The sequence below is a fragment of the Pantoea sp. SGAir0215 genome, from assembly GCF_043543215.1.
The window spans coordinates 2,471,712-2,494,296 of the sequence record NZ_CP028031.1 but is presented as its reverse complement, the minus strand read 5'-3'; the positions used below and the strand labels follow the sequence as shown (position 1 = coordinate 2,494,296).

The window sequence follows — 22,585 nt, the reverse complement described above, 5'->3', positions numbered from 1 at the left end:
CGTCTCCTGCCTTTTTACACCAGCTCAAGCAGAGCCTGAAGCGGATGGCGCATACCATTGCCTTCAACACGTTTAACCTGGCTCCGGCAGGAAAAACCGGTTGCCAGACAGCGTTGACGCGGCAGCTTTTGCAACTGCGGATGCCATGAGAGCGCGTAAATGCCCAGCGAATTGTCCAGATTTTTGCTCTCGTGTCCGTAAGTGCCCGCCATGCCACAGCAGCCCACGTTGATGTTTTCCAGCTTTGCACCAAACCGTAAAAAAATCGCCTGCCACTGACCGGGCGTTGCAGGCAAGGCGGTGACTTCGGTGCAGTGCGCAAACAGGTACCAGGCTTCGCCGCTGGCAATCTGGACGTCACGTTCCTGCACCGCATTCTGCAACCATTCATGCACCAACAGCACATTGAAATCGCCCCGCGCCTCCCCCAGCGTCTGGCGATATTCATCGCGATAACACAGGACCGTTGCGGGATCGATGCCGACCATTGGCATGCCCAGCCGGGCGACGCGATTGAGAAAATCGGCGGTTTTACTGGCCGTGCGGGCAAAGCGTTGTAAAAAGCCTTTAACGTGCTGTGCCTTACCGTTTGGCGAGAAGGGCAACAGAACAGGTTGATAGCCGAGTTTCTCAATCAGCCTGATAAAGTCGCTGACCAGCCGGGCCTCATAGAAGCTGGTAAAGGGATCCTGCACCACCAGCACCGTTTTCGCCCGCTGCGCCTCCGTCAGCCCTTCAAGCTGTTCCAGCGTCATCTGCATTGCCGGATGGCCGCTCAGCTGCTGTTTGAGAGTGGGTGAGGAAAGCAAGGGCAAATCCACCATGCCAATGTGCGTTTTGCTGAACGATGCGGCCCAGGGCTGTTTAAGGAAGAAGTTAAAGACCGTAGGCGCTTTTGCCATCACGGGCGCATAGCTTTCCACCGCGGCCACCAGATGATCGCTCAGGGGACGAAGATAGCGCGTATGATAAAGCTGCAAAAAACGCGAGCGGAAAGCCGGCACGTCAATTTTAATCGGGCACTGGGTTGAACAGGCCTTACAGGCCAGGCAGCCTGACATGGCGTCCTTCACTTCATGCGAAAAATCATATTCCCCTTTATTCGCATACCAGGTGTTCCGCATGCGGCCAACCAGCCCCCGCAACGACAGTGTCTTCTCCGGCAGTTTTTTCTCCAGCATCACCGGATCCACGCCCTGCTCTGCCAGCAAGCGCAGCCATTCGCGTGTTAAGGTGGCGCGCCCTTTAGGTGAATGAATGCGGTTGCGCGTGATTTTCATCGAGGGGCACATTGGGCTGCGCACGTCGAAATTGAAGCACAAGCCATTACCGTTACATTCCATCGCGCCACGCCAGGTGTCACGCACCTGTACAGGAATCTGGCGGTCATAGCTGCCGCGTTTGGTGGCATCCACCTGCATCATCGCCGCATCGCTGTTATAAGGCGTACAGATCTTGCCGGGGTTCAGCCGGTTATCGGGATCGAACGCCGCTTTGATACGGCGCAGTTCGTTGAACAGGGTGTCCCCGAAGAAGGCCGGACTGTATTGCGCGCGAAAGCCCTTGCCATGTTCGCCCCACAGCAGACCGCCATAGCGCGCGGTCAGTTCGACCACCTCATCAGAAATCTGCTTCATCATCATTTCCTGATGCGGATCGCACATATCCAGCGCCGGCCGGACATGGAGCACGCCCGCGTCCACATGGCCAAACATGCCGTAACTCAGTCCATGGCTGTCAAGAAGCGCCCGGAACTCGACGATGTAGTCGGCAAGGTGTTCCGGCGGCACGGCCGTATCTTCGACAAACGGAATCGGCTTCGCCCGCCCTTTCGCATTGCCCAATAATCCCACCGCTTTTTTACGCATGTTATAAATGCGTTCGATGCTGTCCAGGTCGTTACAGCGTTGATAGCCAATGACGCCGCCTTCCTGCTGCGCGATCAGCGCATCAAGTCGGCTGCAGAGTTGCGTCAGTTGCTGCTCAATTTTCGCTTCGTCATCCCCGGCAAACTCCACAATATTCAGCCCTGACATCGTTTTGTCGGGAACATCGGTGATCAGCGCTTTCACCGAGTGCCAGACGATGTCCTCCCGTGCCAGATTGAGCACTTTCGAGTCCACCGTTTCGACGGACAGAGCCTGCGCCTGTACCATCAGAGGCGCATTGCGCAAAGCAGAATCAAAGGAGTCGTATTTGATATTCACCACGCGCCGCACTTTAGGCAGGGGCGTAATGTCCAGCCGGGCTTCACTGATAAAGGCCAGCGTGCCTTCTGCGCCGCACAGCAGGCGCGTCAGGTCAAACGTTTGCATATCGTCACTAAAGACATGACGCAAATCGTAGCCGGTCAGGAAGCGGTTCAGTTTGGGAAATTTTTCCAGAATCAGGTCACGCTGTTCGCGACATCGCGTCAGGACCTGCTGATAGATGCGGCCCTCTGGCGTGGGCGTTTGCGCCAGGCTTTCGGCCAGCGCCGTGGGCATGGGCCGGGTATCCAGAATATCGCCACCCAGCAGGACCGCCCGCAACCCAAGAACATGATCAGAGGTTTTACCATACACCAGCGATCCCTGGCCGGAGGCATCGGTATTGATCATGCCGCCCAGCGTAGCACGGTTACTGGTCGACAACTCTGGCGAGAAAAAGTAACCAAACGGTTTCAGATACGCGTTAAGTTGATCTTTAACCACGCCCGCTTCTACACGCACCCATCCCTGCTCGGTGTTAACCTCCAGGATACGGTTCATGTAGCGGGACATATCCACAATAATGCCCTGATTCAGTGACTGGCCGTTAGTGCCGGTCCCGCCACCGCGCGGGGTGAAAACCAGACTCGAGAACGCCGGGTCCCCCGCTACGCGGGCAATCAACGCGACATCAGCCGTCGAGCGCGGAAACAGCACCGCATCGGGCAGCAGCTGATAGATGCTGTTGTCGGTTGAGAGAGAAAGCCTGTCGGCATAACTGGTGGCGGTGTCGCCGGTGAAGCCCTGTTCTTTGAGGGTTTCAAGGAATGTCAGCACCCGCTGGATAAGACCCGGTGCCTGAGAAATCTGTGGGATCATGATTCTGTGACCAAAGATGTTGTGTAGGTTTGCGTCTGTCGTGTGCGTTAATCTCCTGTTTTATCACATTTCTGTCAGCCCTGTCGTTTTTTCAGGAAAGGCTGAAACCATTTCTTTACAAGCCTGTTTAAACGCCCTCAAATAGCTCATGATGACGGGTCACTGTCATCCCCTGCGTTGACGGATCTCAAAGAGGTAATGCTTAAGATGAAAAGCCTGGAACGGCAGATAGACCTTCCCCAAATGTTGTTCACTCTGATATTCATTTTGCTGTTGATTGCCGCCTGCTTATGGGTGGTGCAACCTTTTATCCTCGGCTTCGCCTGGGCCAGCATGGTAGTGATTGCGACCTGGCCGTTGATGCTGAGAATTCAGCGACTGCTCTGGGGCCGGCGTTCTCTGGCCGTCATTGTGATGACCATTCTGCTTCTGCTGCTGTTTATTATTCCGGTTGCCCTGCTGGTGAACAGCCTGATTGATAACAGTGCTCCGGTAATTGCCTGGGCGACGCAGGGCCATATGCTGCCGACGCTGAGCTGGCTGAATGACATTCCTGTGGTCGGGGAAAAACTGTATGCCAGCTACCAGAAACTGGTGGCCGGCGGCGGTGCGGCCATCATGGCCAAGCTTCAGCCTTACGTCGGTCGTACAACAGGCTTCTTTGTTGCGCAGGCCGGACACTTTGGCCGGTTTATGATTCATCTGGCCGTGATGCTGCTGTTTAGCGTGCTGCTCTACTGGCGCGGTGAACAGGCGGCGCTGGGAATTCGCCATTTCGCTGTGCGCATGGCGGGCCGTCGCGGTGATGCCGCCGTTTTGCTGGCCGGGCAAGCCGTACGCGCGGTGGCGCTGGGCGTGGTGGTGACTGCGCTGGTACAGGGCGTGCTGGGCGGTATCGGGCTGGCCATCTCCGGCATTCCTTATGCGACCTTGCTGACCGTCCTGATGATCCTCTGCTGTCTGGTCCAGATTGGTCCCCTGCTGGTGCTGGTGCCCGCCATCGTTTATCTCTACTGGAGCGGCGATACGACCTGGGGCACAGTGCTGCTGGTGTGGAGCTGCGTCGTCGGAACACTGGACAATATTTTGCGTCCCGTGCTGATTCGTATGGGTGCCGACCTGCCGCTGATTCTGATTTTATCCGGTGTCATTGGCGGACTCATCGCGTTTGGCATGATCGGACTGTTTATCGGCCCCGTCGTGCTGGCCGTCTCCTATCGCCTGGTGTCCGTCTGGATGAATGAAGTGCCCAGACCACCGGTCGATCCGCTCAAAGCCCTGGACGAAAAGACGGATCAATAGGCCCTGTTCTGCATTTCATATGATTAGTAGTGGTTAAGTAGGCTGGCTGATTAAGATATCACCAGCCTTTTTTTCATTAGTAGTTTTTAAGATAAAACGCATATTTAGCGCTTTAAGCCCATTTTTCGGCCTGAAATGATTATTTTTCATACATAACAACTCTCCTCAACGCTCTTAATGATGGTCAAAATATTATTTCCTTTAAACTAATAAGAGGATTCTTAAAGACGCCAGCAAGCGGTATGAATAACATATTTAACAAGTTTGAAATCAACTCACTGATTTCTAAACACCCTTATTTCCCCTGAGTAGCGTAAAGAATTGCTGTGTGTAGTCTTTGCCCATCCCCTGTGATGGGCTTTTTTTTTGCCTGTCGAAAAGGGGTTGCGCCCTCTTTTTACCGGTCAGGTTGTATGAACAGGCCGAAGAGCAACCTCGTCCCTTATACGCTTTCCGCGCAAGTGATATCTCGACAACCGGATCGGGTCAGCACTGATCAACCCCGTCTGTTTTTCCGCCGGGAATAAAAAAGCCAGCTTGCGCTGGCCTTAAAGTAACAGTGTAAACGTCGCGTCAGGCAGACTTATTCAGGGCCGCCAAGCTCAGCCACGTTTCCACGACGGTATCCGGGTTAAGTGACAAACTGTCGATGCCCTGCTCCATCAACCAGGCCGCAAAATCCTGATGATCCGAAGGCCCTTGTCCACAGATACCGACGTATTTACCCTGTTTTTTCGCCGCCTTGATCGCCATGGACAGTAAGGCTTTCACCGCCTCATTGCGTTCATCAAACAGGGCAGACACGACGCCGGAATCACGATCGAGCCCCAGCGCCAGCTGCGTCATGTCGTTCGAGCCAATGGAGAAGCCGTCAAAGTGCTGTAAAAACTGCTCCGCCAGCAGAGCATTTGACGGGATTTCACACATCATAATGACCTTCAGTCCGTTCTCACCCCGTTTCAGGCCCTGGCGACCTAACTCTTCGACCACCGCCTGCGCCTGGTCCACCGTACGTACAAACGGCACCATGATCTCGACATTGGTCAGTCCCATGTCATTTCGCACCCGCTTCACCGCTTCACACTCAAGCGCAAAACAGTCGCGGAAGCTTTCTGACACGTAACGGCCAGCGCCGCGGAAGCCCAGCATGGGGTTCTCTTCTTCCGGTTCGTACCGTTCCCCGCCGACCAGATTGGCGTATTCATTGGTTTTGAAGTCGGACAATCGCACAATCACCCGTTTGGGTGCGAATGCCGCGCCCAGGGTCGCGATACCTTCAGTCAGGCGCGCAATATAGAACTCGACGGGATCGTCAAAGCCTTTCATCAGCTGACGGATGTGTTGCTGCAACGCCGGCGGTTGTTGGTCAAACTCAAGCAGCGCTTTAGGATGCACACCGATCATGCGGTTGATGATGAACTCCAGGCGCGCCAGCCCAACCCCTTCATTGGGTAAGCAGGCAAAATCAAAGGCGCGATCCGGGTTACCCACGTTCATCATCACCTTCAGCGGCAGGTCCGGCATGGTATCGACCTGCGAACTGGTCACGTCAAAATCGAGCAGTTCGTCGTAAACATAGCCGGTATCGCCTTCCGCACAGGACACGGTCACGGTATGACCTTCTTTCAGGCGCTCGGTGGCATCGCCGCACCCGACCACCGCCGGAATCCCCAATTCACGCGCTATAATCGCGGCATGACAGGTACGCCCCCCGCGATTGGTGACAATGGCAGAGGCCTTTTTCATGATCGGTTCCCAGTCAGGATCGGTCATATCAGTCACCAGCACGTCACCTTTTTCGATACGGTTCATTTCGCTGATGTCATGAATCACCTTAACCGGCCCGGCACCAATACGATGGCCAATTGCACGGCCTTCAATGACCACATTTCCCTGGCCTTGCAGAGTGTAACGCTCCATCACCTGACCATTTGAGCGCACGGTTTCCGGTCGCGCCTGCACGATGAACAGCTTGCCGGTATGCCCGTCTTTTGCCCATTCAATATCCATCGGGCGCTTATAGTGCTGCTCGATCAGTACCGCCTGCTGTGCCAGTGCCTGAACTTCGCTGTCGTTCAGGCAGAAGCGGTCGCGTTCCGTTTCCGGCACATCCTCGATTCGCACCTGCTCGCCGTGCTCACGTGAATCGGCATACACCATCCGCACTTTTTTCGAGCCCATGTTGCGGCGCACGATTGCCGGACGCTTCGCGGCCAGTGTGGGTTTATGCACGTAAAACTCATCCGGGTTGACAGCGCCCTGCACCACCATTTCGCCCAGACCCAGCGCCGCCGTGATAAACACCACCTGATCGAAGCCAGATTCCGTATCAATGGTAAACATCACGCCTGATGCGGCCAGATCGGAACGGACCATACGCTGTATGCCTGCCGACAGGGCAACACCCCGGTGATCGTAGCCCTGATGAACACGGTAAGAGATGGCACGATCGTTAAACAGGGATGCGTAAACATGTTTCACCGCTACCATCACAGCTTCGATGCCCTGCACGTTCAGAAAGGTTTCCTGTTGTCCGGCAAAGGAAGCATCGGGCATATCTTCTGCGGTGGCCGAGGAGCGTACGGCAAAAGAGGCCTCGGCATCGTCTGCTGAGAGCTGTTCGTAGGCCGACAAAATGGCGGCTTCAAGTTCAGGCTGGAAGGGCGTTTCGACGACCCACTGACGAATCTGCTTACCTGCTTTCGCCAGTTGATCAACATCATCAATATTGGTGTCATCCAGCAATGCATAAATACGCTGGTTCAGACCGCTCTGCTCAAGAAACTGATTAAAGGCCCAGGAGGTGGTCGCGAAACCATTGGGTACCGAAACCCCCAGAGAGGACAAATTGGTAATCATCTCACCCAGAGACGCATTTTTGCCTCCTACCCGATCAACATCATGCATGCCAAGCTGGTTGTACCAGAGTACTAACGGCTGTTCGCCTTTATTGGACATTGAACTGATCCTTTATTAATGAATGGGCACATGGAAAATCCTGCTATTAACACAATCAGCCTGGCATAAGGTTTTGGCAAACACGATCTGTTGAATCGTTAAAGCAGATTCTGCGCGGCAGTTTCAGACTATAACCCGCTTTTTTAAGACGTTGCGCAAAGGATTGTTTTTATCACAACCCACTAATTTAAAAGTATTTTTCATTTCAGGGCCCTCTAAAGCGTCGTTTTTGTTGCGCAACAAGGCGGGTGGAAAAGGCAGCTTCAGGCGCGATTTTCATGGCAAATCTGTGGCGGAGAAAAGGAATACTTTCTGTCGGTTATGCTAAAACTGTACGACAAATGGTTAAGCCAGACTTCACATGCCCCCGCTGGGATTCGCGCGCCTGAACTTAACCCTGCTCCGTCTTTTCACGACTTCCTTGCACGAGGCATGCTCCATGACCACCGACAGAAGCGTTTTTTATATCTCCGACGGCACTGCGATTACCGCCGAAGTATTAGGCCACGCGGTGCTATCGCAGTTTCCCGTTAACACCAACAGTGTCACCCTGCCGTTTGTTGAGAATGTTCAGCGCGCGCAGGCGGTTAAAGCGCAGATCAATGCCCTTTTTCAGCAAAGCGGCGTGCGTCCACTGGTCTTTTTTTCTATCGTCACGCCGGAAGTGCGCGACATCATTCTGCAAAGTGACGGGTTTTGTCAGGACATTGTTCAGGCGCTGGTCGCTCCGCTTCAGCAGGAGCTTGGTCTCGCACCGGCTCCGGTCGCACACCGAACGCACGGACTGGATGCCAGCAATCTGGGCAAATACGATGCGCGTATTGCGGCGATCGATTACACCCTGGCACATGATGACGGCATTTCACTGCGCGGCCTGGAAGACGCGCAGGTCATTCTGTTAGGCGTTTCCCGTTGTGGTAAAACCCCCACCAGCCTCTATCTGGCGATGCAGTTTGGTATTCGTGCCGCGAACTATCCGTTTATTGCCGATGATATGGATAACCTGAAACTGCCGCCCGCTCTTCGCCAGCATCAGCATAAACTGTTTGGTCTGACAATTGACCCGGAACGCCTGGCAGCCATACGTCAGGAACGCGCGGAAAATACCCGCTATGCTTCCCTGCGTCAGTGTCGACTGGAGGTGGGCGAAGTGGAAGCGCTGTTCCGTACCCACCAGATTCGCTATCTCAACAGTACCAACTATTCCGTGGAAGAGATCGCTACCAAGATCCTCGATATTATGGGCCTGACGCGCCGCATGTACTGATTCGCCGCCGGCAGCGCCCTGTAACGTGGCGCTGCCGTAATTTTGCCTGCCATTGTCACGTTGGTGCTTGAATTCACAAGCTAATGGTTTATTGTGACCCTCATCACTTCCCGGTATTCCACCGCTGCGAAGAACACATTTAGAGAACACCATGAATAAAACTGACGAACTGCGCACGGCGCGCATTGGCAGCCTGATCTCTCCTGCCAGTCTGGCAGCTGAATATCCGCTTTCCTCCGCCATGGCCGATAATATCACCGCAGCACGCAAGCGCATTGCGCGCATCCTCACGGGCGACGATCCCCGTCTGCTGGTCGTGATTGGTCCCTGCTCCCTGCATGACCCGGTGGCGGCTTTAGACTATGCCCGGCGTTTAAATGCGCTGCGCGAGCAGTATCAGGACCGGCTGGAAATCGTGATGCGGGCCTATTTTGAAAAGCCACGTACGGTGGTCGGCTGGAAAGGCCTGATCTCCGATCCGGATCTGGACGGTAGCTTTGATGTGAACCGCGGCATCGGCATTGCCCGTAAGCTACTGATTGATATCAACGCCCTCGGCTTACCCACAGCAACGGAGTTTCTGGATATGGTGATCGGGCAGTTTATTGCCGATCTGATCAGCTGGGGGGCCATTGGAGCCCGCACCACTGAAAGCCAGATCCATCGTGAAATGGCCTCTGCGCTCTCCTGTCCTGTCGGCTTCAAAAACGGCACCGATGGCAATGTGCGTATTGCTGTGGATGCTATTCGCGCTGCCCGAACCAGCCATATGTTCCTGTCGCCGGATAAACAGGGGCAGATGACCATTTACCAGACCAGCGGCAACCCGCACGGCCATGTGATTTTACGTGGCGGTAAACAGCCCAATTATCATGCCGCCGATGTCGCCGAGGCGACTGCCTGCCTGAATGAATTCGGCTTAGCGCCACAGTTGGTGATTGATTTCAGCCACGGCAACTGCCTGAAACAGCATCGTCGTCAGCGCGACGTTGCTGCTGAGGTGGCTGAACAGATCAAAGGAGGTTCACGCGCGGTAGCGGGCGTGATGATCGAAAGTTTTATCGAAGAAGGCAATCAGAAAGTGGTGAGCGGTGAGCCCCTGACGTACGGTCAGTCCATCACCGATCCCTGCCTCAACTGGCAAGACAGCGAAGCTGTACTGGCCCTGTTAGCTGAGGCAGTTTCTCACCGTTTATAACTTAGCTGGAACAACTGACTTCCAGTGATTTGCCCCAGTCCGGCGGCCGTTGACGATACTCAGCGGCCGTCGCGTCACTGAAGGGCTGCTGAAGCGCCTGATGTAAACGGGCCAGCGCCCCGCTCTCACCCTGCTCCGCCGCCTCGATCGCCTGCTGTGCCAGATAATTTCGCAATACCAGCGCCGGATTGGCCGCTTTCATCACCTGTTGGCGCGTCGCATCGCTGACCTGCTCCTGCAACAAACGGGTGCGGTAATCCTGATACCAGCGATCAAAGGCAGCGCGATCGATAAATTCATCCCGTAACGGCGATCGCTGTTCTGACTGCTGCGTTTCACTGAGCAGGCGGAACGTCAGCGTATAATCGCGCCGTTCCTGACTCATTAAGCTGAGCAGACCGGTCAGAATCGCGTTATCCCCTGCCTCTTCGGTCAGAAAGCCCAGTTTCGCCCGCATCCGCTGGCCCCAGACGCGCATCAGTTCGTTTTCATAACCGCTCAGCGCCTGCTTTAGCTGCTCTGTACTGAGTAATCCTGACAGGGCATGCGCCAGACGATTAAGGTTCCACAGACCGATCATCGGCTGATTCTCGAAGCTGTAGCGCCCCTGGTAATCACTGTGATTACAGATAAAGTCCGGCTGATAGTCATCCAGAAAACCGTAAGGGCCGTAATCCAGCGTCAGGCCAAGGATCGACATGTTGTCGGTATTCATCACACCATGCGCAAAGCCCACGCTCTGCCACTGCGCAATCAGGCGTGCTGTGCGCAGGACGATATCGGCGAACCACAGATAATAACGTTCGGCGTCCTCCGTCAGATGCGGCCAGTGATGACGAATGGCATACTCCGCCAGCTGTTTGACCTTGTCAGGCTGCTGGCTGTAAAAGAAGTGTTCGAAATGGCCAAAGCGCAGATGACTCGGCGCGATCCGCATCAGCATTGCACCGCGCTCAGCGGTTTCACGGTAAACCGGCTCATCGCTGATGGCTATCGTTAACGCGCGCGTGGTCGGGATCCCCAGATGGTGCAGCGCCTCCGAGGCCAGAAACTCACGCACCGTCGAGCGCACCACAGCACGACCATCGCCCATGCGAGAATACGGCGTCAGCCCTGCGCCTTTTAAATGCCAGTCGAGACGGCTGCCATCTTGCTGGCGCTGCTCACCCAGCAGAATGCCGCGCCCGTCACCCAGCTGACCTGCCCAGACGCCGAACTGGTGGCCACTGTATACCTGCGCCAGCGGTTGCATACCCGGCAACAGTGACGCACCGTACCAGACACCGTGCCCCTGCCCGGTAAACAGATCGCTCTCCAGCGCCATTTCGTGCGCCAGCGGACCGTTGTGATATAACAGTCTGCCACCGGCAAGCGGGGTGGGATGTAAGGCGGTATAAGTACCCGAAAGCTCTCGAAACCAGCTGTTGTCAAAGACCATGTCTACTCCCAAACGACACCGGGTATCGTATGATAAAACCCACAGTGTAGCGTTGATAGCCGGGATTAAACAGGCGACAGTCGTGCAAATATCAGGGAGAGTGCAGGAATTGCTCGGAGTAGATCAAGGACTCAAATGCATCAGATTTCACCACCGGGAACAAGGCACCCTGCAGATGCACATTACTTAGATGGCTAACTTTATCCAGTAAAATTTCGTCATCTACGCCACAAATAATCATCCGATCGCAATGGCTACGGAAATTATCAATGATGCTTTGCATAAATGGTAAAAAAGAAGCACGTTTAGCAAGCGACTGAATAAAGTGTTTGTCCAGCCTGATACAGCTAAACAGATTATCGTAAACGGCAGTCGTCGACGATTTCCCCGCGCCAAAATGCGACAGAGACAATTTAAACTCACCATATAACGCCGCGAGAAGCGGATTATTTTTTCCCAAATGGAGCGAGAGAAACGTTTCGCTGATATCCAACCTTAAAAAGGGCAGTTGTTTTATTTTACGCGTCAGAAACTCACTTTCGAGCAGGGTGCTTGCCATGCCCTCGTCTGTGGGCATAAAGGCCAGCAGATTGTGCGTTTCGAAAAAGGTCTGATGCTTTTCCAGTAACGAAACCTGCCGCTGCAGCAGGCGCAGGCGCTGTGTCTCATCAAGCTGCGGCAACAGAACATCCTGCGGCAACGTGATAGGCGCACTTTCGTGGACGAACTGGGTAGCCAGCTCAATAGCGGTTAAGTGCCCTTCCTGGGAACAGGCGGCATAAAACCAAATTTCCGACTCATAGTCGGCCGACAGATGAATTTTCATTTTACAGCCAGTATATGTGGCGATAGTGCATCGTATATGATTAAAAACTTACTGGCAATAGTAGCAAAGGACTGATGAGATAGATATTTTTAGGCCATTACTGGCTTTAGTTTTAAGAAAATAAACTTTAAGCCAAATAATTTTTGGGACAATTCTGTAAAGTATGAAAAAGATTCCCGCTCCCAATGTTATAAATAAAATGAGTTGGTTAAAGCCAAATTAGGAATATTTTTTAGATCCGGTCATTTTCTGAATTAATCCGCACTAACCGGGCGGGCTTAGGTTGACAAATTATATGCGTCGCGCCTGCCAAAACACTTTCCGCCAGTAGACATTATCCAGCGAGGACCGAATGACGCCCTGACTGGTTGAAGCATGGATGAAGGCGTTATCCGTGTCGTAAATGCCCACATGTAAGCCATTTTCGCCACTGCCGGTCCTGAAGAACACCAGGTCGCCGGGCAGAAGGTCCTCTTTGCTGATGCGCGTGCCGATATCACTCTGGGCGACGGTACTGCGTGGGAGCTGCAAATCAAACTTATCCCGAAATGTCAGATAGACAAAACCCGAGCAGTCAACGCCCTTGCGGCTCATGCCACCATAGCGATACGGTGTTCCCCGCCAGCTCCCCAGTTGATCGTTGAGCTGCGCGATAACGGTAATGGAGTCAGAGAGGCGACCATTGACGGGCGGTGCACGATGGCTACAGCCCACCAACAGTAACACCACGAACAGCAACCCCATGCGCATCACAGCTCATCCTTAATCAGTTATAACGGGGTAAATGTAGCGGCAAAGCCCGCTGCGTGGCAAGTCTCAGGGTAAAACCGTTAGCAGCGGACGGCCTTCCAGGGTGAGTTGTCGGAAAGGGATACCGTAGAGTGGCGTGAGCTGTTCCGGACGCAGGATTTCACAGGGTTTGCCCTGTGCCACAACAGCGCCCTGATGCAACAGCCAGACCCGATCGGCATGCCACAGGCTGTGGTTAAGGTCATGGCTGCTGGCAATCACACAAACCCCTGCACGACAGAGTTCCTGAATCAGATTATCGACAGCGTGTTGCTGCGCCACATCCAGCGCCGTCATGGGTTCGTCAAGAATCAGCAGTTTACCGTCCGCATTAATCTGCGGATCGATTTGTGCCATGACCGCACAGAGCCGGACGCGCTGCCATTCGCCCCCGGAAAGCTGATTCAGCGGTCGGGAGAGTTTTTCTGTCAACTGCAGCCGGGCGAGTAAGCTCATTAACCGCGCATCATTGTGTGGCCCTGAAGACGCCAGATGCAAACGAAGATAGTGATAAACCGGCATCATGCCAGGTGGCAGCTGCTGTTGAGGCAGCCAGCCGCGTACCCGGGCCAGCGCCGGTCCGGGCCAGTCAGCCAGCGCTTTATCCTGTAAAGTCATCTGACCGGTTATCGGCTCCAGACCGGCCAGCGCGGACAACAAGGTGCTTTTGCCCGCGCCATTCGGCCCCACCAGATGGATCAGATGCCCGGCATGAAGCGCACCGCTTACCGGTTGCAGCCGTCCGGCAACGGCGACCGCTTGCAGGCTGAGTAACACCTACTTCGCCAGCGCGACCTTAATCGTTTCCAGAATAATCGGGTCTTCTGGCGACATATCGGGCGAGAAACGCTGGATCACGCTGCCGTCACGTCCAATCAGGAATTTTTCAAAATTCCACAAAATATCCCCTGGCGCTTTTGGTGCCCGGCCTTTACTGACCATACGCTCATAAAAGCCACTTTCTTCCGGCCGAACGGCATCCGGTTTTGCGGCCACCAGCTGCGCATAAAGCGGATGACGATGTTCACCATTCACCTCACATTTTTCGAACAGAGGGAAGGTCACACCGTAGGTGGTGCTGCAAAACGTCTTGATTTCTTCGCTGGTGCCGGGTTCCTGCTCCAGGAACTGATTGCACGGAAAACCCAGTACACTGAAGCCCTGGTCATGCCAGGCTTCATGGATATTTTCCAGGGCTTCGTATTGCGGCGTTAAACCACATTTCGAGGCCACGTTCACCACCAGCAGGACGTTGCCCTGCCAGGCAGACAGCGTGGTTTTCTCACCATCCAGCGTAACCAGTTCAGTTTGATAAATGCTCATACGGGGTTCCTGTGGTTAAGACTTGTTTGTCAGCGCAGGCTGACGTGTCGATTTGACTAACAGAACGATAAACAATGGCGCACCCAGCGTGGCCGTGACCACGCCAACAGGCAACTCAGCCGAGGCCAGTGCCAGACGGGCAATAATATCTGCCCCCAGCAGTACGCTGGCCCCTGCCAGCGCGGAGGCCGGCAGCAACGCACGATGATCGTGCAATCCCACCAGGCGTAACAGATGAGGAATGACCAGCCCGACAAATCCTATCGCCCCGGCCAGCGCAACGCTTACCCCGACCAGCCAGCCCATGGCCAGCACCAGCAGATTACGCCAGCAGACCAGAGACAGTCCCAACTGGCGCGCGGAGGTCTCACCGAGGGCCAACAGATTGAGCGCGCGGGCCGCCGTCATGCTGGCCAGAATCACCGGCAATAACGCCAGCATCATCCAGCCATAACGCCAGTCGATGCCGCTGAATCCGCCCATCATCCAGTACATCAGTTGGCGCAAATCGAGACTGCTGCTGAAATACACCGCCCAGGTCATCATCGCGCTGCAAATCATGCCCAACGCTACGCCGGTGAGCAACAAACGGCTGACGGATAAATGGCGGTGGGCAAAGTGCAGCAGAATCAGCGTAATCACCAACGCGCCCGCTATCGCCGAAAGCGAGAGGCTCCATAATGCGCCGCCGCTGAACAGCACGCCCGCCACCAGGCCAATGCCTGCCCCGCTGGACACCCCCAGCAGGCCGGGCTCGGCCAGCGGATTGGTAAACAGCGCCTGCATCATCACCCCGCTCAACGCCAGCGCCGCCCCCACCAGCATCACCGCGACGGTACGGGGTAAACGTAACTGGCCGACAAACAGCCTGCCGCTCTCACTCCACCAGGCGGCAGGCCCTATCCAGCGCTCGCCTGCACACAGGCTGACCGTAAAAAGCGCCAGCAGCAGCAGACTCAGGCCCACCAGCCATTTTTGATTTTGCCGTGTGCTGTGCCGTGCAAGTTGTTCAAGCTGGGACATAAGCGGAATTGATCTGGGTAACAGGGAATTGATTGTAAAAGGATTGCGAAAAAAAGAAATGAAAAAGGCCGCTTGCGCGGCCTTTTTAAAACACTGGGATCAGTCACTGTCTTTGGGTGTGGCGTTCTCAACGCGACTTTTAAGCTTCTGCCCTGGACGGAAGGTGACTACGCGACGTGCAGTAATCGGAATATCCTCTCCCGTTTTTGGGTTTCTGCCCGGACGTTGGTTTTTGTCACGCAGATCAAAATTACCAAACCCCGACAGTTTAACCTGTTCTCCATTTTCCAAAGCGCGGCGAACCTCTTCGAAAAACAGCTCCACTAACTCTTTTGCATCACGTTTGCTCAGCCCGAGTTTCTCAAACAGGTATTCTGACATCTCAGCTTTTGTAAGCGCCATAGGTTCAATCCCTCAAGGTTGCCTGGAATCGCTCTTTTAATGCCGCAACGCATTTGGCAACCGTCGCGGCAATCTCCTCTTCTTCGAGTGTCCGGCTGGTATCCTGCAAAATCAGGCTGATTGCGAGGCTCTTATAGCCCTCGGAAACACCCTTACCTCGGTACACGTCAAACAAGTTTACGCCAACTACCTGATTTACGCCAACTTTCTTACACTCTGCGATGATATCTGCTGCGGGCACGTTTTCCGCCACAACAACGGCGATATCTCGGCGGTTTGCCGGGAAGCGCGAAATCTCTTGCGCATCAGGCAGGACGCGGTCTGCGACCTTATTCCAAAGCAGTTCAAAGACTAAGGTGCGACCGTTGAGATCCAGCTTACGTTCAAGTTCGGGATGAACCACTCCGATAAATCCGATTCGTTCATCATGCAAATAAATTGCCGCACTTTGTCCCGGATGTAACGCCGGATTCGCTTCTGCACGGAAAGTGATGGCGTCGAGCTTACCGGTTAAATCCAGTAATGACTCTAAATCGCCTTTCAAATCATAGAAGTCAACCGCCTGGCGCGCCAGATCCCAGTGCTCTTCGAAGCGATTGCCACTCAGTACGCCGGCCAGCATCAAATCCTGACGGATACCTAAATCTGCCTGTGTATCAGGCACAAAACGCAGGCCGCTCTCAAACAGGCGCACGCGGCTCTGCTGACGATTCTGGTTATAGACCACGGCGCTCAGCAAACCGGTCCACAGCGACAGACGCATGGTGGACATATCGCTGGAAATCGGGCTTGGCAGCAGCAATGCCTCTTCGCCGGGATGCAGCAACTGCTGGACTTTTGGATCCACGAAGCTGTAGGTAATGGCCTCCTGATAGCCTTTATCCACCAGCAGCATCTTCGCGCGTTTCAGCGACAGGTTGGCTTCACGGTGCTTCGTCATCACCAGCCCGGCCTGCACCGGCACGTTCGGGATATTGTTGTAACCGTAGATGCGCGCAATCTCTTCCACCAGGTCTTCTTCGATAGCCATATCGAAGCGCCAGGTCGGTGCGACCGCCTGCCATTCCTGATTGCCTACGTTCACCTGACAACCGAGGCGGGTCAGAATGTCGGTCACCTGGGCATCGCTGACCACATGACCGATTAAGCGATCCAGCTTCTCACGACGTAAGGTGATGGTGGCTGGCACAGGCAACGCGGCCTCTACCGTCTGATCGATAACCGGACCGGCTTCGCCGCCACAGATGCTCAGCAGCAGCTGCGTCGCCCGCGCCATCGCCTTGTGCTGCAGCGCCGAATCCACACCACGCTCGTAACGATGTGAAGCATCCGTATGCAAACCATGACGACGCGCACGGCCGGTAATCGCCAGCGGCTCAAACCAGGCGCATTCCAGTAAAATATTTTGCGTTTCGGTGTTTACGCCGGAATGCTCACCGCCAAAAATGCCGCCCATCGCCAGCGCTTTCTGGTGGTCAGCAATGACCAGCGTATCGCTGCTGAGTCTGGCTTCTGTACCGTCCAGCAGCGTGAGTGCTTCGCCCTCTTCTGCCATGCGCACCACGATCCCGCCGTCAAGACGATCCAGATCGAAGGCGTGCATCGGCTGACCCAGTTCCAGCAGCACGTAGTTGGTGATATCCACGACCGGATCGATAGAGCGAATACCGCAGCGGCGCAGTTTCTCTCTCATCCACAGCGGCGTTGCTGCGGCAACGTTCACGCCTTTGACCACCCGGCCTAAATAGCGAGGACAGGCATCGGTCGCGTCAACGCGAATCGGGAAGGTATCGGGAATCGTGGCAGTGACCGGCTCGATGGCGGGCGCATTTAGCGGCAGGCCGTTCAGGACCGCAACATCCCGAGCGATGCCCATGATGCCCAGACAGTCAGCGCGGTTAGGCGTCACGCTGATTTCGATGGTGTTGTCATCTAACTGCAGATAGTCACGGATATCGGTGCCCACAGGCGCATCGGCAGGCAGTTCAATAATGCCATTGTGATCATCGGAAATACCCAGCTCCGAGAACGAGCACAGCATGCCTTCCGAGGGTTCACCGCGCAGCTTTGCGGCTTTGATTTTGAAATCGCCCGGCAGAACGGCACCCACGGTGGCGACGGCTACTTTCAGGCCCTGACGACAGTTCGGCGCACCGCACACGATGTCCAGCAGACGATCGCCCCCGGTGTTGATTTTGGTCACACGCAGCTTGTCGGCATTCGGGTGTTGACCGCACTCTACGACCTCACCGACCACCACGCCATGAAACGCGCCAGCCACTGGCTCAACGCCATCCACTTCCAGACCCGCCATGGTGATTTGTTCTGACAGCGCTGCGCTGTCAAGGGCTGGATTTACCCATTCGCGTAACCAGAGTTCACTGAATTTCATTGGATAACCTGCCCTTACTTAAATTGTTTGAGGAAACGTAAATCATTTTCGAAGAATGCGCGTAAATCGGTCACGCCGTAACGCAGCATGGTCAGACGCTCCATGCCCATACCAAAGGCGAAGCCCGAGTAGACTTCCGGATCGATACCGACGTTGCGCAGCACGTTAGGATGCACCATGCCGCAGCCCAGCACTTCCAGCCACTTGCCGTTTTTCCCCATCACATCCACTTCCGCAGACGGTTCGGTGAACGGGAAGTAAGACGGACGGAAACGGATCTGCAAATCTTCCTCAAAGAAGTTGTTCAGGAAATCGTGCAGCGTGCCTTTCAGGTTGGTGAAGTTGATGTTCTTATCGACGATCAGGCCTTCCATCTGGTGGAACATCGGCGTGTGCGTCTGATCGTAGTCGTTACGGTACACGCGGCCCGGGGCGATAATGCGCAGCGGCGGCTGCTGGTTTTTCATCGTGCGAATCTGTACGCCGGATGTCTGCGTACGCAGCAGGCGAGTGGCATCGAACCAGAAGGTGTCGTGATCGGCACGTGCCGGGTGATGGCCGGGGATATTCAGCGCGTCAAAGTTATGGTAATCGTCTTCAATTTCCGGGCCGGTCACCACCGCAAAGCCCAGTTCACCAAAGAAGGTTTCGATGCGATCGATAGTACGGGTAACCGGATGCAGTCCACCGTTTTCGATACGGCGTCCCGGCAGCGAGACATCGATGGTTTCCGCCGCCAGACGGGCGTTGAGCGCCGCCGACTCCATCGCTTCTTTGCGGGCATTCAGACGATCTGTCACCTGCTGTTTGGCTTCGTTAATCACGGCACCGGCTGCTGGACGCTCTTCTGCTGGCAGCTCACGCAACGTGGTCATCTGCAAAGTCAGATGCCCTTTTTTCCCCAGATATTCGACGCGCACCGCGTCAAGGGCGGCGATATCGGTCGCCCCGTCGATGGCCGCCGTGGCGTTCGCCACCAGTTCTGCTAGTTGGGACATGTTTTCCTCTTTTTCCAGTCAGGCTGGTTAGTACTTGTTGGGACCTGCCGGTCCAATATGCCAGCGCCAAAAATAAAAAAGCCTCCACGTGGGAGGCTTTCAGCGCGATTTTTCGTTTCTTTTCTTATGCGCAAAAGCCCCTGATTGTCAGGCGCTAAAGTAAAAAAAGAAACGGAAAATAGCAGCATTCATGCTTGCGTTACCTTGTCGTGATACTCAACGGCACTATTGAAAAGCGCAGAGGCGAAAAAGTCAATCTTTTGCTCAGGTTACAGGTAATAAAAAAGGGAGCAAGCTCCCTTTTTCAACTGACTTACGCCAGAGCTGATTTCGCTTTTTCTACCAGTGCAGTGAATGCCACTTTGTCGAATACAGCGATGTCGGCCAGGATTTTACGGTCAATTTCAATGGCTGCTTTTTTCAGACCATTGATGAAACGGCTGTAAGACATACCGTTCTGACGCGCCGCTGCGTTGATACGCGCGATCCACAGCTGACGGAACTGACGCTTACGTTGACGACGGTCGCGGTAAGCATACTGACCAGCTTTGATAACAGCCTGGAAGGCAACGCGGTAAACACGTGAACGTGCACCGTAGTAACCTTTAGCTTGTTTTAAGATTTTTTTGTGACGTGCGCGAGCAACTACACCACGTTTTACACGAGCCATTTAGCTCTCCTGTTTAATATTCTGAATTAATTAAAAAAATTTACTTATGCGTACGGCAGGCAGGCAACAACCAGACCCAGATCGCCTTTAGACACCATGCCTTTCGGACGCAGGTGACGTTTACGCTTGGTAGACTTCTTAGTCAGAATATGACGCAGGTTCGCGTGTTTACGCTTGAAGCCGCCAGAAGCGGTCTTCTTGAAGCGCTTAGCCGCGCCACGTACAGTTTTAATCTTTGGCATTTTAAAAAATATCCACTTCGCATTGTTGATAACATGACCCAGACAGGCGAACAACAAACCGCACAACGCAAGCGCTGCGCGGTCATTGCTACTTGAATGCCTACTGTTTCTTCTTAGGTGCGAGCACCATGATCATCTGGCGGCCTTCGATCTTCGAAGGGAAGGATTCGACAATAGCCAAATCCAGATCATCACACAGGTCTTTACGGACGCGGTTAAGCACTTCCATACCGATCTGCTGGTGCGCCATCTCACGACCGCGGAAACGCAGCGTGATTTTGGCTTTATCGCCTTCTTCCAGAAAGCGAATCAGGTTGCGTAGTTTGACCTGATAGTCGCCATCATCGGTTCCAGGACGGAATTTAATTTCCTTAACCTGAATAACTTTTTGCTTCTTCTTCTGTTCCTTAGAAGATTTGCTTTTTTCATAGAGGAACTTGCCGTAATCCATAATGCGGCAAACCGGCGGTTCGGCGTTCGGGCTGATTTCAACTAAATCTACACCCGCTTCCTCAGCTTTTTCCAAAGCTTCGCGTAGACTGACAATACCAAGTTGCTCGCCTTCAACGCCTGTTAAGCGCACTTCTGTTGCGCGAATTTCACTGTTGATGCGATTCGGACGCGTAGGTTGTACTCGTTTTCCGCCTTTAATACCTTATTCCTCCAATTGGTGAAGATTGCGGCTGCGAATCTCTTGCTGCAGCTTCTCAACAAACACATCGACATCCATCGACCCAAGGTCTTTACCACGGCGGGTGCGAACGGCCACTTTGCCAGCTTCCACCTCTTTATCACCACAGACCAACATATAAGGGACGCGACGTAATGTGTGCTCGCGGATTTTAAAGCCTATCTTCTCGTTTCTCAAGTCCGCTTTCACACGAATGCCAGCATTCTGCAATTTACGTGTCAAAGTCTCAACATATTCTGCCTGACCGTCGGTAATATTCATGACGACAGCCTGCACTGGTGCCAGCCAGCTAGGGAAGAAACCGGCAAACTCTTCGGTCAAAATACCGATAAAGCGTTCCATCGACCCCAGAATCGCACGGTGAATCATCACGGGCGTCTGACGATCGTTGTTTTCACCCACGTAGGTGGCATCCAGACGTTTAGGCAGGGAAAAGTCTAGCTGAACTGTTCCGCACTGCCAGGCACGGTCAAGGCAATCGTATAAAGTAAATTCAATTTTCGGGCCGTAGAAGGCGCCCTCACCCGGCTGGTATTCAAACGCAATGTTGTTTTCATTGAGCGCCGCAGCCAGATCCTCTTCTGCACGATCCCAGGTTTCATCAGAACCGATGCGCTTTTCAGGACGGGTAGACAGTTTCACCACGATCTTTTCAAAGCCAAAGGTGCTGTACATGTCGTAAACCATGCGGATACAGCTGTTCACTTCGGCGCGCAGTTGATCTTCCGTACAGAAAATGTGGGCATCATCCTGAGTAAAGCCACGAACGCGCATCAGACCATGTAACGCACCTGAGGGTTCATTACGGTGGCAGCTCCCGAACTCGGCCATACGCAGTGGCAAATCGCGATAGGATTTCAGCCCCTGATTAAAGATTTGCACATGACCCGGGCAGTTCATCGGCTTGATGCAGTACTCACGGTTCTCCGAAGAGGTCGTAAACATCGCATCTTTGTAGTTTTCCCAGTGACCGGTTTTTTCCCACAGCACGCGGTCCATCATGAACGGACCTTTTACTTCCTGGTACTGGTACTCTTTCAGCTTACTGCGGACGAACACTTCCAGTTCACGGAAAATTGTCCAGCCGTCATTATGCCAGAAAACCATACCCGGCGCTTCTTCCTGCATATGGTAGAGGTCGAGCTGTTTACCGATCTTACGGTGGTCGCGCTTCGCCGCTTCTTCCAGACGCTGCAGATAGGCAGACAGCTGCTTTTTATCGGCCCAGGCGGTGCCGTAGATGCGCTGCAACATTTTGTTGTCGCTGTCGCCACGCCAGTAGGCGCCTGAAATTTTCTGCAGTTTGAAATGGTGACAAAAACGCATATTCGGTACGTGCGGACCGCGGCACATATCGACGTATTCTTCATGATGATACAGCCCAGGGCGATCATCATGGCTGATATTCTCGTCCAGGATAGTGGTCTTATAGACTTCACCCCGCGCCGCGAAGACATCGCGCGCTTCCTGCCAGCTGACCTTCTTCTTCACGACATCGTAGTTGGTCTCAGCCAACTGATGCATGCGTTTTTCCAGCAGCTCAATATCTTCCTGGGTCAGCGTGCGATCGATGTCGACATCATAGTAGAAACCGTTGTCGATAACCGGACCAATAGCCATTTTCGTGTCGGGCCACAGCTGCTTAATGGCATGGCCTAACAGGTGCGCGCAAGAGTGACGGATGATTTCAAGACCCGCTTCGTCTTTTGCAGTAATAATGGCGACAGACGCGTCGTCGGTGATGGGATCAACCGCATCGACCAGTTCACCGTTCACTCGTCCGGCGATACAGGCTTTGGCCAGACCGGGGCCGATATCAAGCGCGATGTCCATCACGCTGACAGGGCGATCATAAGTGCGCTGGCTGCCATCAGGAAGCGTAATTACAGGCATAGAATGTCCTTAGTTGCAGTGGTAAGCCACACGAAAGCCTACATACAAAATTGAGTAGTTTGATTCACCTGGCGTGAAATCAGACCCACATTGTCGGAATGTCGC

19 protein-coding genes, 1 other RNA gene and 1 other annotated feature are annotated in these 22,585 nt (G+C 54.1%); of the genes, 4 read left to right on the top strand and 16 right to left on the bottom strand.

Going from position 1 to position 22,585, the window contains the following annotated elements:
- Positions 1-14: 14 nt before the first annotated feature.
- Positions 15-3,068, bottom strand: coding sequence for a D-2-hydroxyglutarate dehydrogenase YdiJ (locus C1N64_RS11695; RefSeq protein ID WP_058708699.1), 3,054 nt, complete (start codon positions 3,066-3,068; stop codon positions 15-17).
- A 207-nt stretch (positions 3,069-3,275) separates the two neighbouring features.
- Here C1N64_RS11695 and ydiK point away from each other — a divergent pair, with 207 nt between their 5' ends.
- Both ydiK and rprA read left to right on the top strand, forming a co-directional pair.
- A complete protein-coding gene (gene ydiK / locus C1N64_RS11690; protein ID WP_006118968.1) occupies positions 3,276-4,370 on the top strand; it encodes an AI-2E family transporter YdiK in 1,095 nt (364 codons plus the stop codon).
- A gap of 259 nt (positions 4,371-4,629) precedes the next feature.
- Positions 4,630-4,739, top strand: an RNA gene (rprA, locus tag C1N64_RS11685) — antisense sRNA RprA.
- 204 nt (positions 4,740-4,943) lie between these two features.
- Here rprA and ppsA read toward each other — a convergent pair.
- On the bottom strand, positions 4,944-7,328 hold the full coding sequence (ppsA, locus tag C1N64_RS11680) for a phosphoenolpyruvate synthase (protein ID WP_033741141.1): 2,385 nt from the start codon (positions 7,326-7,328) through the stop codon (positions 4,944-4,946).
- 439 nt (positions 7,329-7,767) lie between these two features.
- Here ppsA and C1N64_RS11675 point away from each other — a divergent pair, with 439 nt between their 5' ends.
- Together C1N64_RS11675 and C1N64_RS11670 are read left to right on the top strand one after the other, a co-directional pair.
- Positions 7,768-8,595, top strand: coding sequence for a posphoenolpyruvate synthetase regulatory kinase/phosphorylase PpsR (locus tag C1N64_RS11675; protein ID WP_006118966.1), 828 nt, complete (start codon positions 7,768-7,770; stop codon positions 8,593-8,595).
- A gap of 151 nt (positions 8,596-8,746) precedes the next feature.
- Entirely contained in the window at positions 8,747-9,793 is a 1,047-nt protein-coding gene (locus C1N64_RS11670) for a 3-deoxy-7-phosphoheptulonate synthase (protein ID WP_058708700.1), read from the top strand.
- A gap of 1 nt (position 9,794) precedes the next feature.
- Here C1N64_RS11670 and C1N64_RS11665 read toward each other — a convergent pair whose 3' ends face one another.
- From C1N64_RS11665 to thrS, 14 genes are all read right to left on the bottom strand, one after another.
- Positions 9,795-11,231 (bottom strand): protein adenylyltransferase SelO, encoded by a 1,437-nt coding sequence (locus C1N64_RS11665; protein WP_375123986.1) that lies wholly within the window; start codon positions 11,229-11,231, stop codon positions 9,795-9,797.
- A 91-nt stretch (positions 11,232-11,322) separates the two neighbouring features.
- Positions 11,323-12,057, bottom strand: a complete 735-nt coding sequence (locus C1N64_RS11660; RefSeq protein ID WP_006118964.1) for an EAL domain-containing protein — start codon at positions 12,055-12,057, stop codon at positions 11,323-11,325.
- Between the two features lie 291 nt (positions 12,058-12,348).
- Positions 12,349-12,807, bottom strand: a complete 459-nt coding sequence (locus tag C1N64_RS11655) for an NlpC/P60 family protein (protein WP_205950383.1) — start codon at positions 12,805-12,807, stop codon at positions 12,349-12,351.
- Between the two features lie 66 nt (positions 12,808-12,873).
- Positions 12,874-13,623 carry a vitamin B12 ABC transporter ATP-binding protein BtuD gene (gene btuD, locus C1N64_RS11650; protein WP_058701725.1) on the bottom strand — a complete coding sequence of 250 codons (750 nt, stop codon included), beginning with the start codon at positions 13,621-13,623 and terminating at the stop codon, positions 12,874-12,876.
- Positions 13,624-14,169 (bottom strand): glutathione peroxidase, encoded by a 546-nt coding sequence (locus tag C1N64_RS11645; protein WP_039340642.1) that lies wholly within the window; start codon positions 14,167-14,169, stop codon positions 13,624-13,626.
- Positions 14,170-14,184: 15 nt separating this feature from the next.
- On the bottom strand, positions 14,185-15,192 hold the full coding sequence (gene btuC, locus C1N64_RS11640) for a vitamin B12 ABC transporter permease BtuC (protein WP_033741127.1): 1,008 nt from the start codon (positions 15,190-15,192) through the stop codon (positions 14,185-14,187).
- Positions 15,193-15,291: 99 nt separating this feature from the next.
- A complete protein-coding gene (ihfA, locus tag C1N64_RS11635) occupies positions 15,292-15,594 on the bottom strand; it encodes an integration host factor subunit alpha (RefSeq protein ID WP_006118960.1) in 303 nt (100 codons plus the stop codon).
- Positions 15,595-15,598: 4 nt separating this feature from the next.
- The gene (gene pheT, locus C1N64_RS11630; protein WP_058708702.1) at positions 15,599-17,986 is read right to left on the bottom strand and encodes a phenylalanine--tRNA ligase subunit beta; all 2,388 of its coding nucleotides are present in this window, start codon (positions 17,984-17,986) and stop codon (positions 15,599-15,601) included.
- A 14-nt stretch (positions 17,987-18,000) separates the two neighbouring features.
- A complete protein-coding gene (pheS, locus tag C1N64_RS11625) occupies positions 18,001-18,984 on the bottom strand; it encodes a phenylalanine--tRNA ligase subunit alpha (protein ID WP_033741123.1) in 984 nt (327 codons plus the stop codon).
- A 71-nt stretch (positions 18,985-19,055) separates the two neighbouring features.
- Positions 19,056-19,181 (bottom strand) — a sequence feature (Phe leader region).
- The gene (gene pheM / locus C1N64_RS11620) at positions 19,132-19,176 is read right to left on the bottom strand and encodes a pheST operon leader peptide PheM (RefSeq protein WP_106120997.1); all 45 of its coding nucleotides are present in this window, start codon (positions 19,174-19,176) and stop codon (positions 19,132-19,134) included. It overlaps the preceding feature by 45 nt.
- A gap of 116 nt (positions 19,182-19,297) precedes the next feature.
- Complete coding sequence (gene rplT, locus C1N64_RS11615; protein WP_006118956.1) at positions 19,298-19,654, bottom strand: 50S ribosomal protein L20; 357 nt, start codon at positions 19,652-19,654, stop codon at positions 19,298-19,300.
- A 44-nt stretch (positions 19,655-19,698) separates the two neighbouring features.
- The gene (gene rpmI / locus C1N64_RS11610; protein ID WP_006118955.1) at positions 19,699-19,896 is read right to left on the bottom strand and encodes a 50S ribosomal protein L35; all 198 of its coding nucleotides are present in this window, start codon (positions 19,894-19,896) and stop codon (positions 19,699-19,701) included.
- A gap of 100 nt (positions 19,897-19,996) precedes the next feature.
- On the bottom strand, positions 19,997-20,548 hold the full coding sequence (infC, locus tag C1N64_RS11605) for a translation initiation factor IF-3 (protein WP_006118954.1): 552 nt from the start codon (positions 20,546-20,548) through the stop codon (positions 19,997-19,999).
- 3 nt (positions 20,549-20,551) lie between these two features.
- The gene (gene thrS / locus C1N64_RS11600; RefSeq protein WP_006118953.1) at positions 20,552-22,480 is read right to left on the bottom strand and encodes a threonine--tRNA ligase; all 1,929 of its coding nucleotides are present in this window, start codon (positions 22,478-22,480) and stop codon (positions 20,552-20,554) included.
- Between the last annotated feature and the right edge of the window lie 105 nt (positions 22,481-22,585).

Coding starts and splice junctions, on each gene's coding strand:
- ydiK (WP_006118968.1), top strand. CDS start 3,276: ATGAAAAGCCTGGAACGGCAGATAGACCTTCCCCAAATGTTGTTCACT.
- C1N64_RS11655 (WP_205950383.1), bottom strand. CDS start 12,807: ATGCGCATGGGGTTGCTGTTCGTGGTGTTACTGTTGGTGGGCTGTAGC.
- ppsA (WP_033741141.1), bottom strand. CDS start 7,328: ATGTCCAATAAAGGCGAACAGCCGTTAGTACTCTGGTACAACCAGCTT.
- btuC (WP_033741127.1), bottom strand. CDS start 15,192: ATGTCCCAGCTTGAACAACTTGCACGGCACAGCACACGGCAAAATCAA.
- rpmI (WP_006118955.1), bottom strand. CDS start 19,896: ATGCCAAAGATTAAAACTGTACGTGGCGCGGCTAAGCGCTTCAAGAAG.
- C1N64_RS11695 (WP_058708699.1), bottom strand. CDS start 3,068: ATGATCCCACAGATTTCTCAGGCACCGGGTCTTATCCAGCGGGTGCTG.
- C1N64_RS11665 (WP_375123986.1), bottom strand. CDS start 11,231: ATGGTCTTTGACAACAGCTGGTTTCGAGAGCTTTCGGGTACTTATACC.
- C1N64_RS11670 (WP_058708700.1), top strand. CDS start 8,747: ATGAATAAAACTGACGAACTGCGCACGGCGCGCATTGGCAGCCTGATC.
- ihfA (WP_006118960.1), bottom strand. CDS start 15,594: ATGGCGCTTACAAAAGCTGAGATGTCAGAATACCTGTTTGAGAAACTC.
- C1N64_RS11675 (WP_006118966.1), top strand. CDS start 7,768: ATGACCACCGACAGAAGCGTTTTTTATATCTCCGACGGCACTGCGATT.
- C1N64_RS11660 (WP_006118964.1), bottom strand. CDS start 12,057: ATGAAAATTCATCTGTCGGCCGACTATGAGTCGGAAATTTGGTTTTAT.
- pheS (WP_033741123.1), bottom strand. CDS start 18,984: ATGTCCCAACTAGCAGAACTGGTGGCGAACGCCACGGCGGCCATCGAC.
- thrS (WP_006118953.1), bottom strand. CDS start 22,480: ATGCCTGTAATTACGCTTCCTGATGGCAGCCAGCGCACTTATGATCGC.
- pheT (WP_058708702.1), bottom strand. CDS start 17,986: ATGAAATTCAGTGAACTCTGGTTACGCGAATGGGTAAATCCAGCCCTT.
- rplT (WP_006118956.1), bottom strand. CDS start 19,654: ATGGCTCGTGTAAAACGTGGTGTAGTTGCTCGCGCACGTCACAAAAAA.
- C1N64_RS11645 (WP_039340642.1), bottom strand. CDS start 14,169: ATGAGCATTTATCAAACTGAACTGGTTACGCTGGATGGTGAGAAAACC.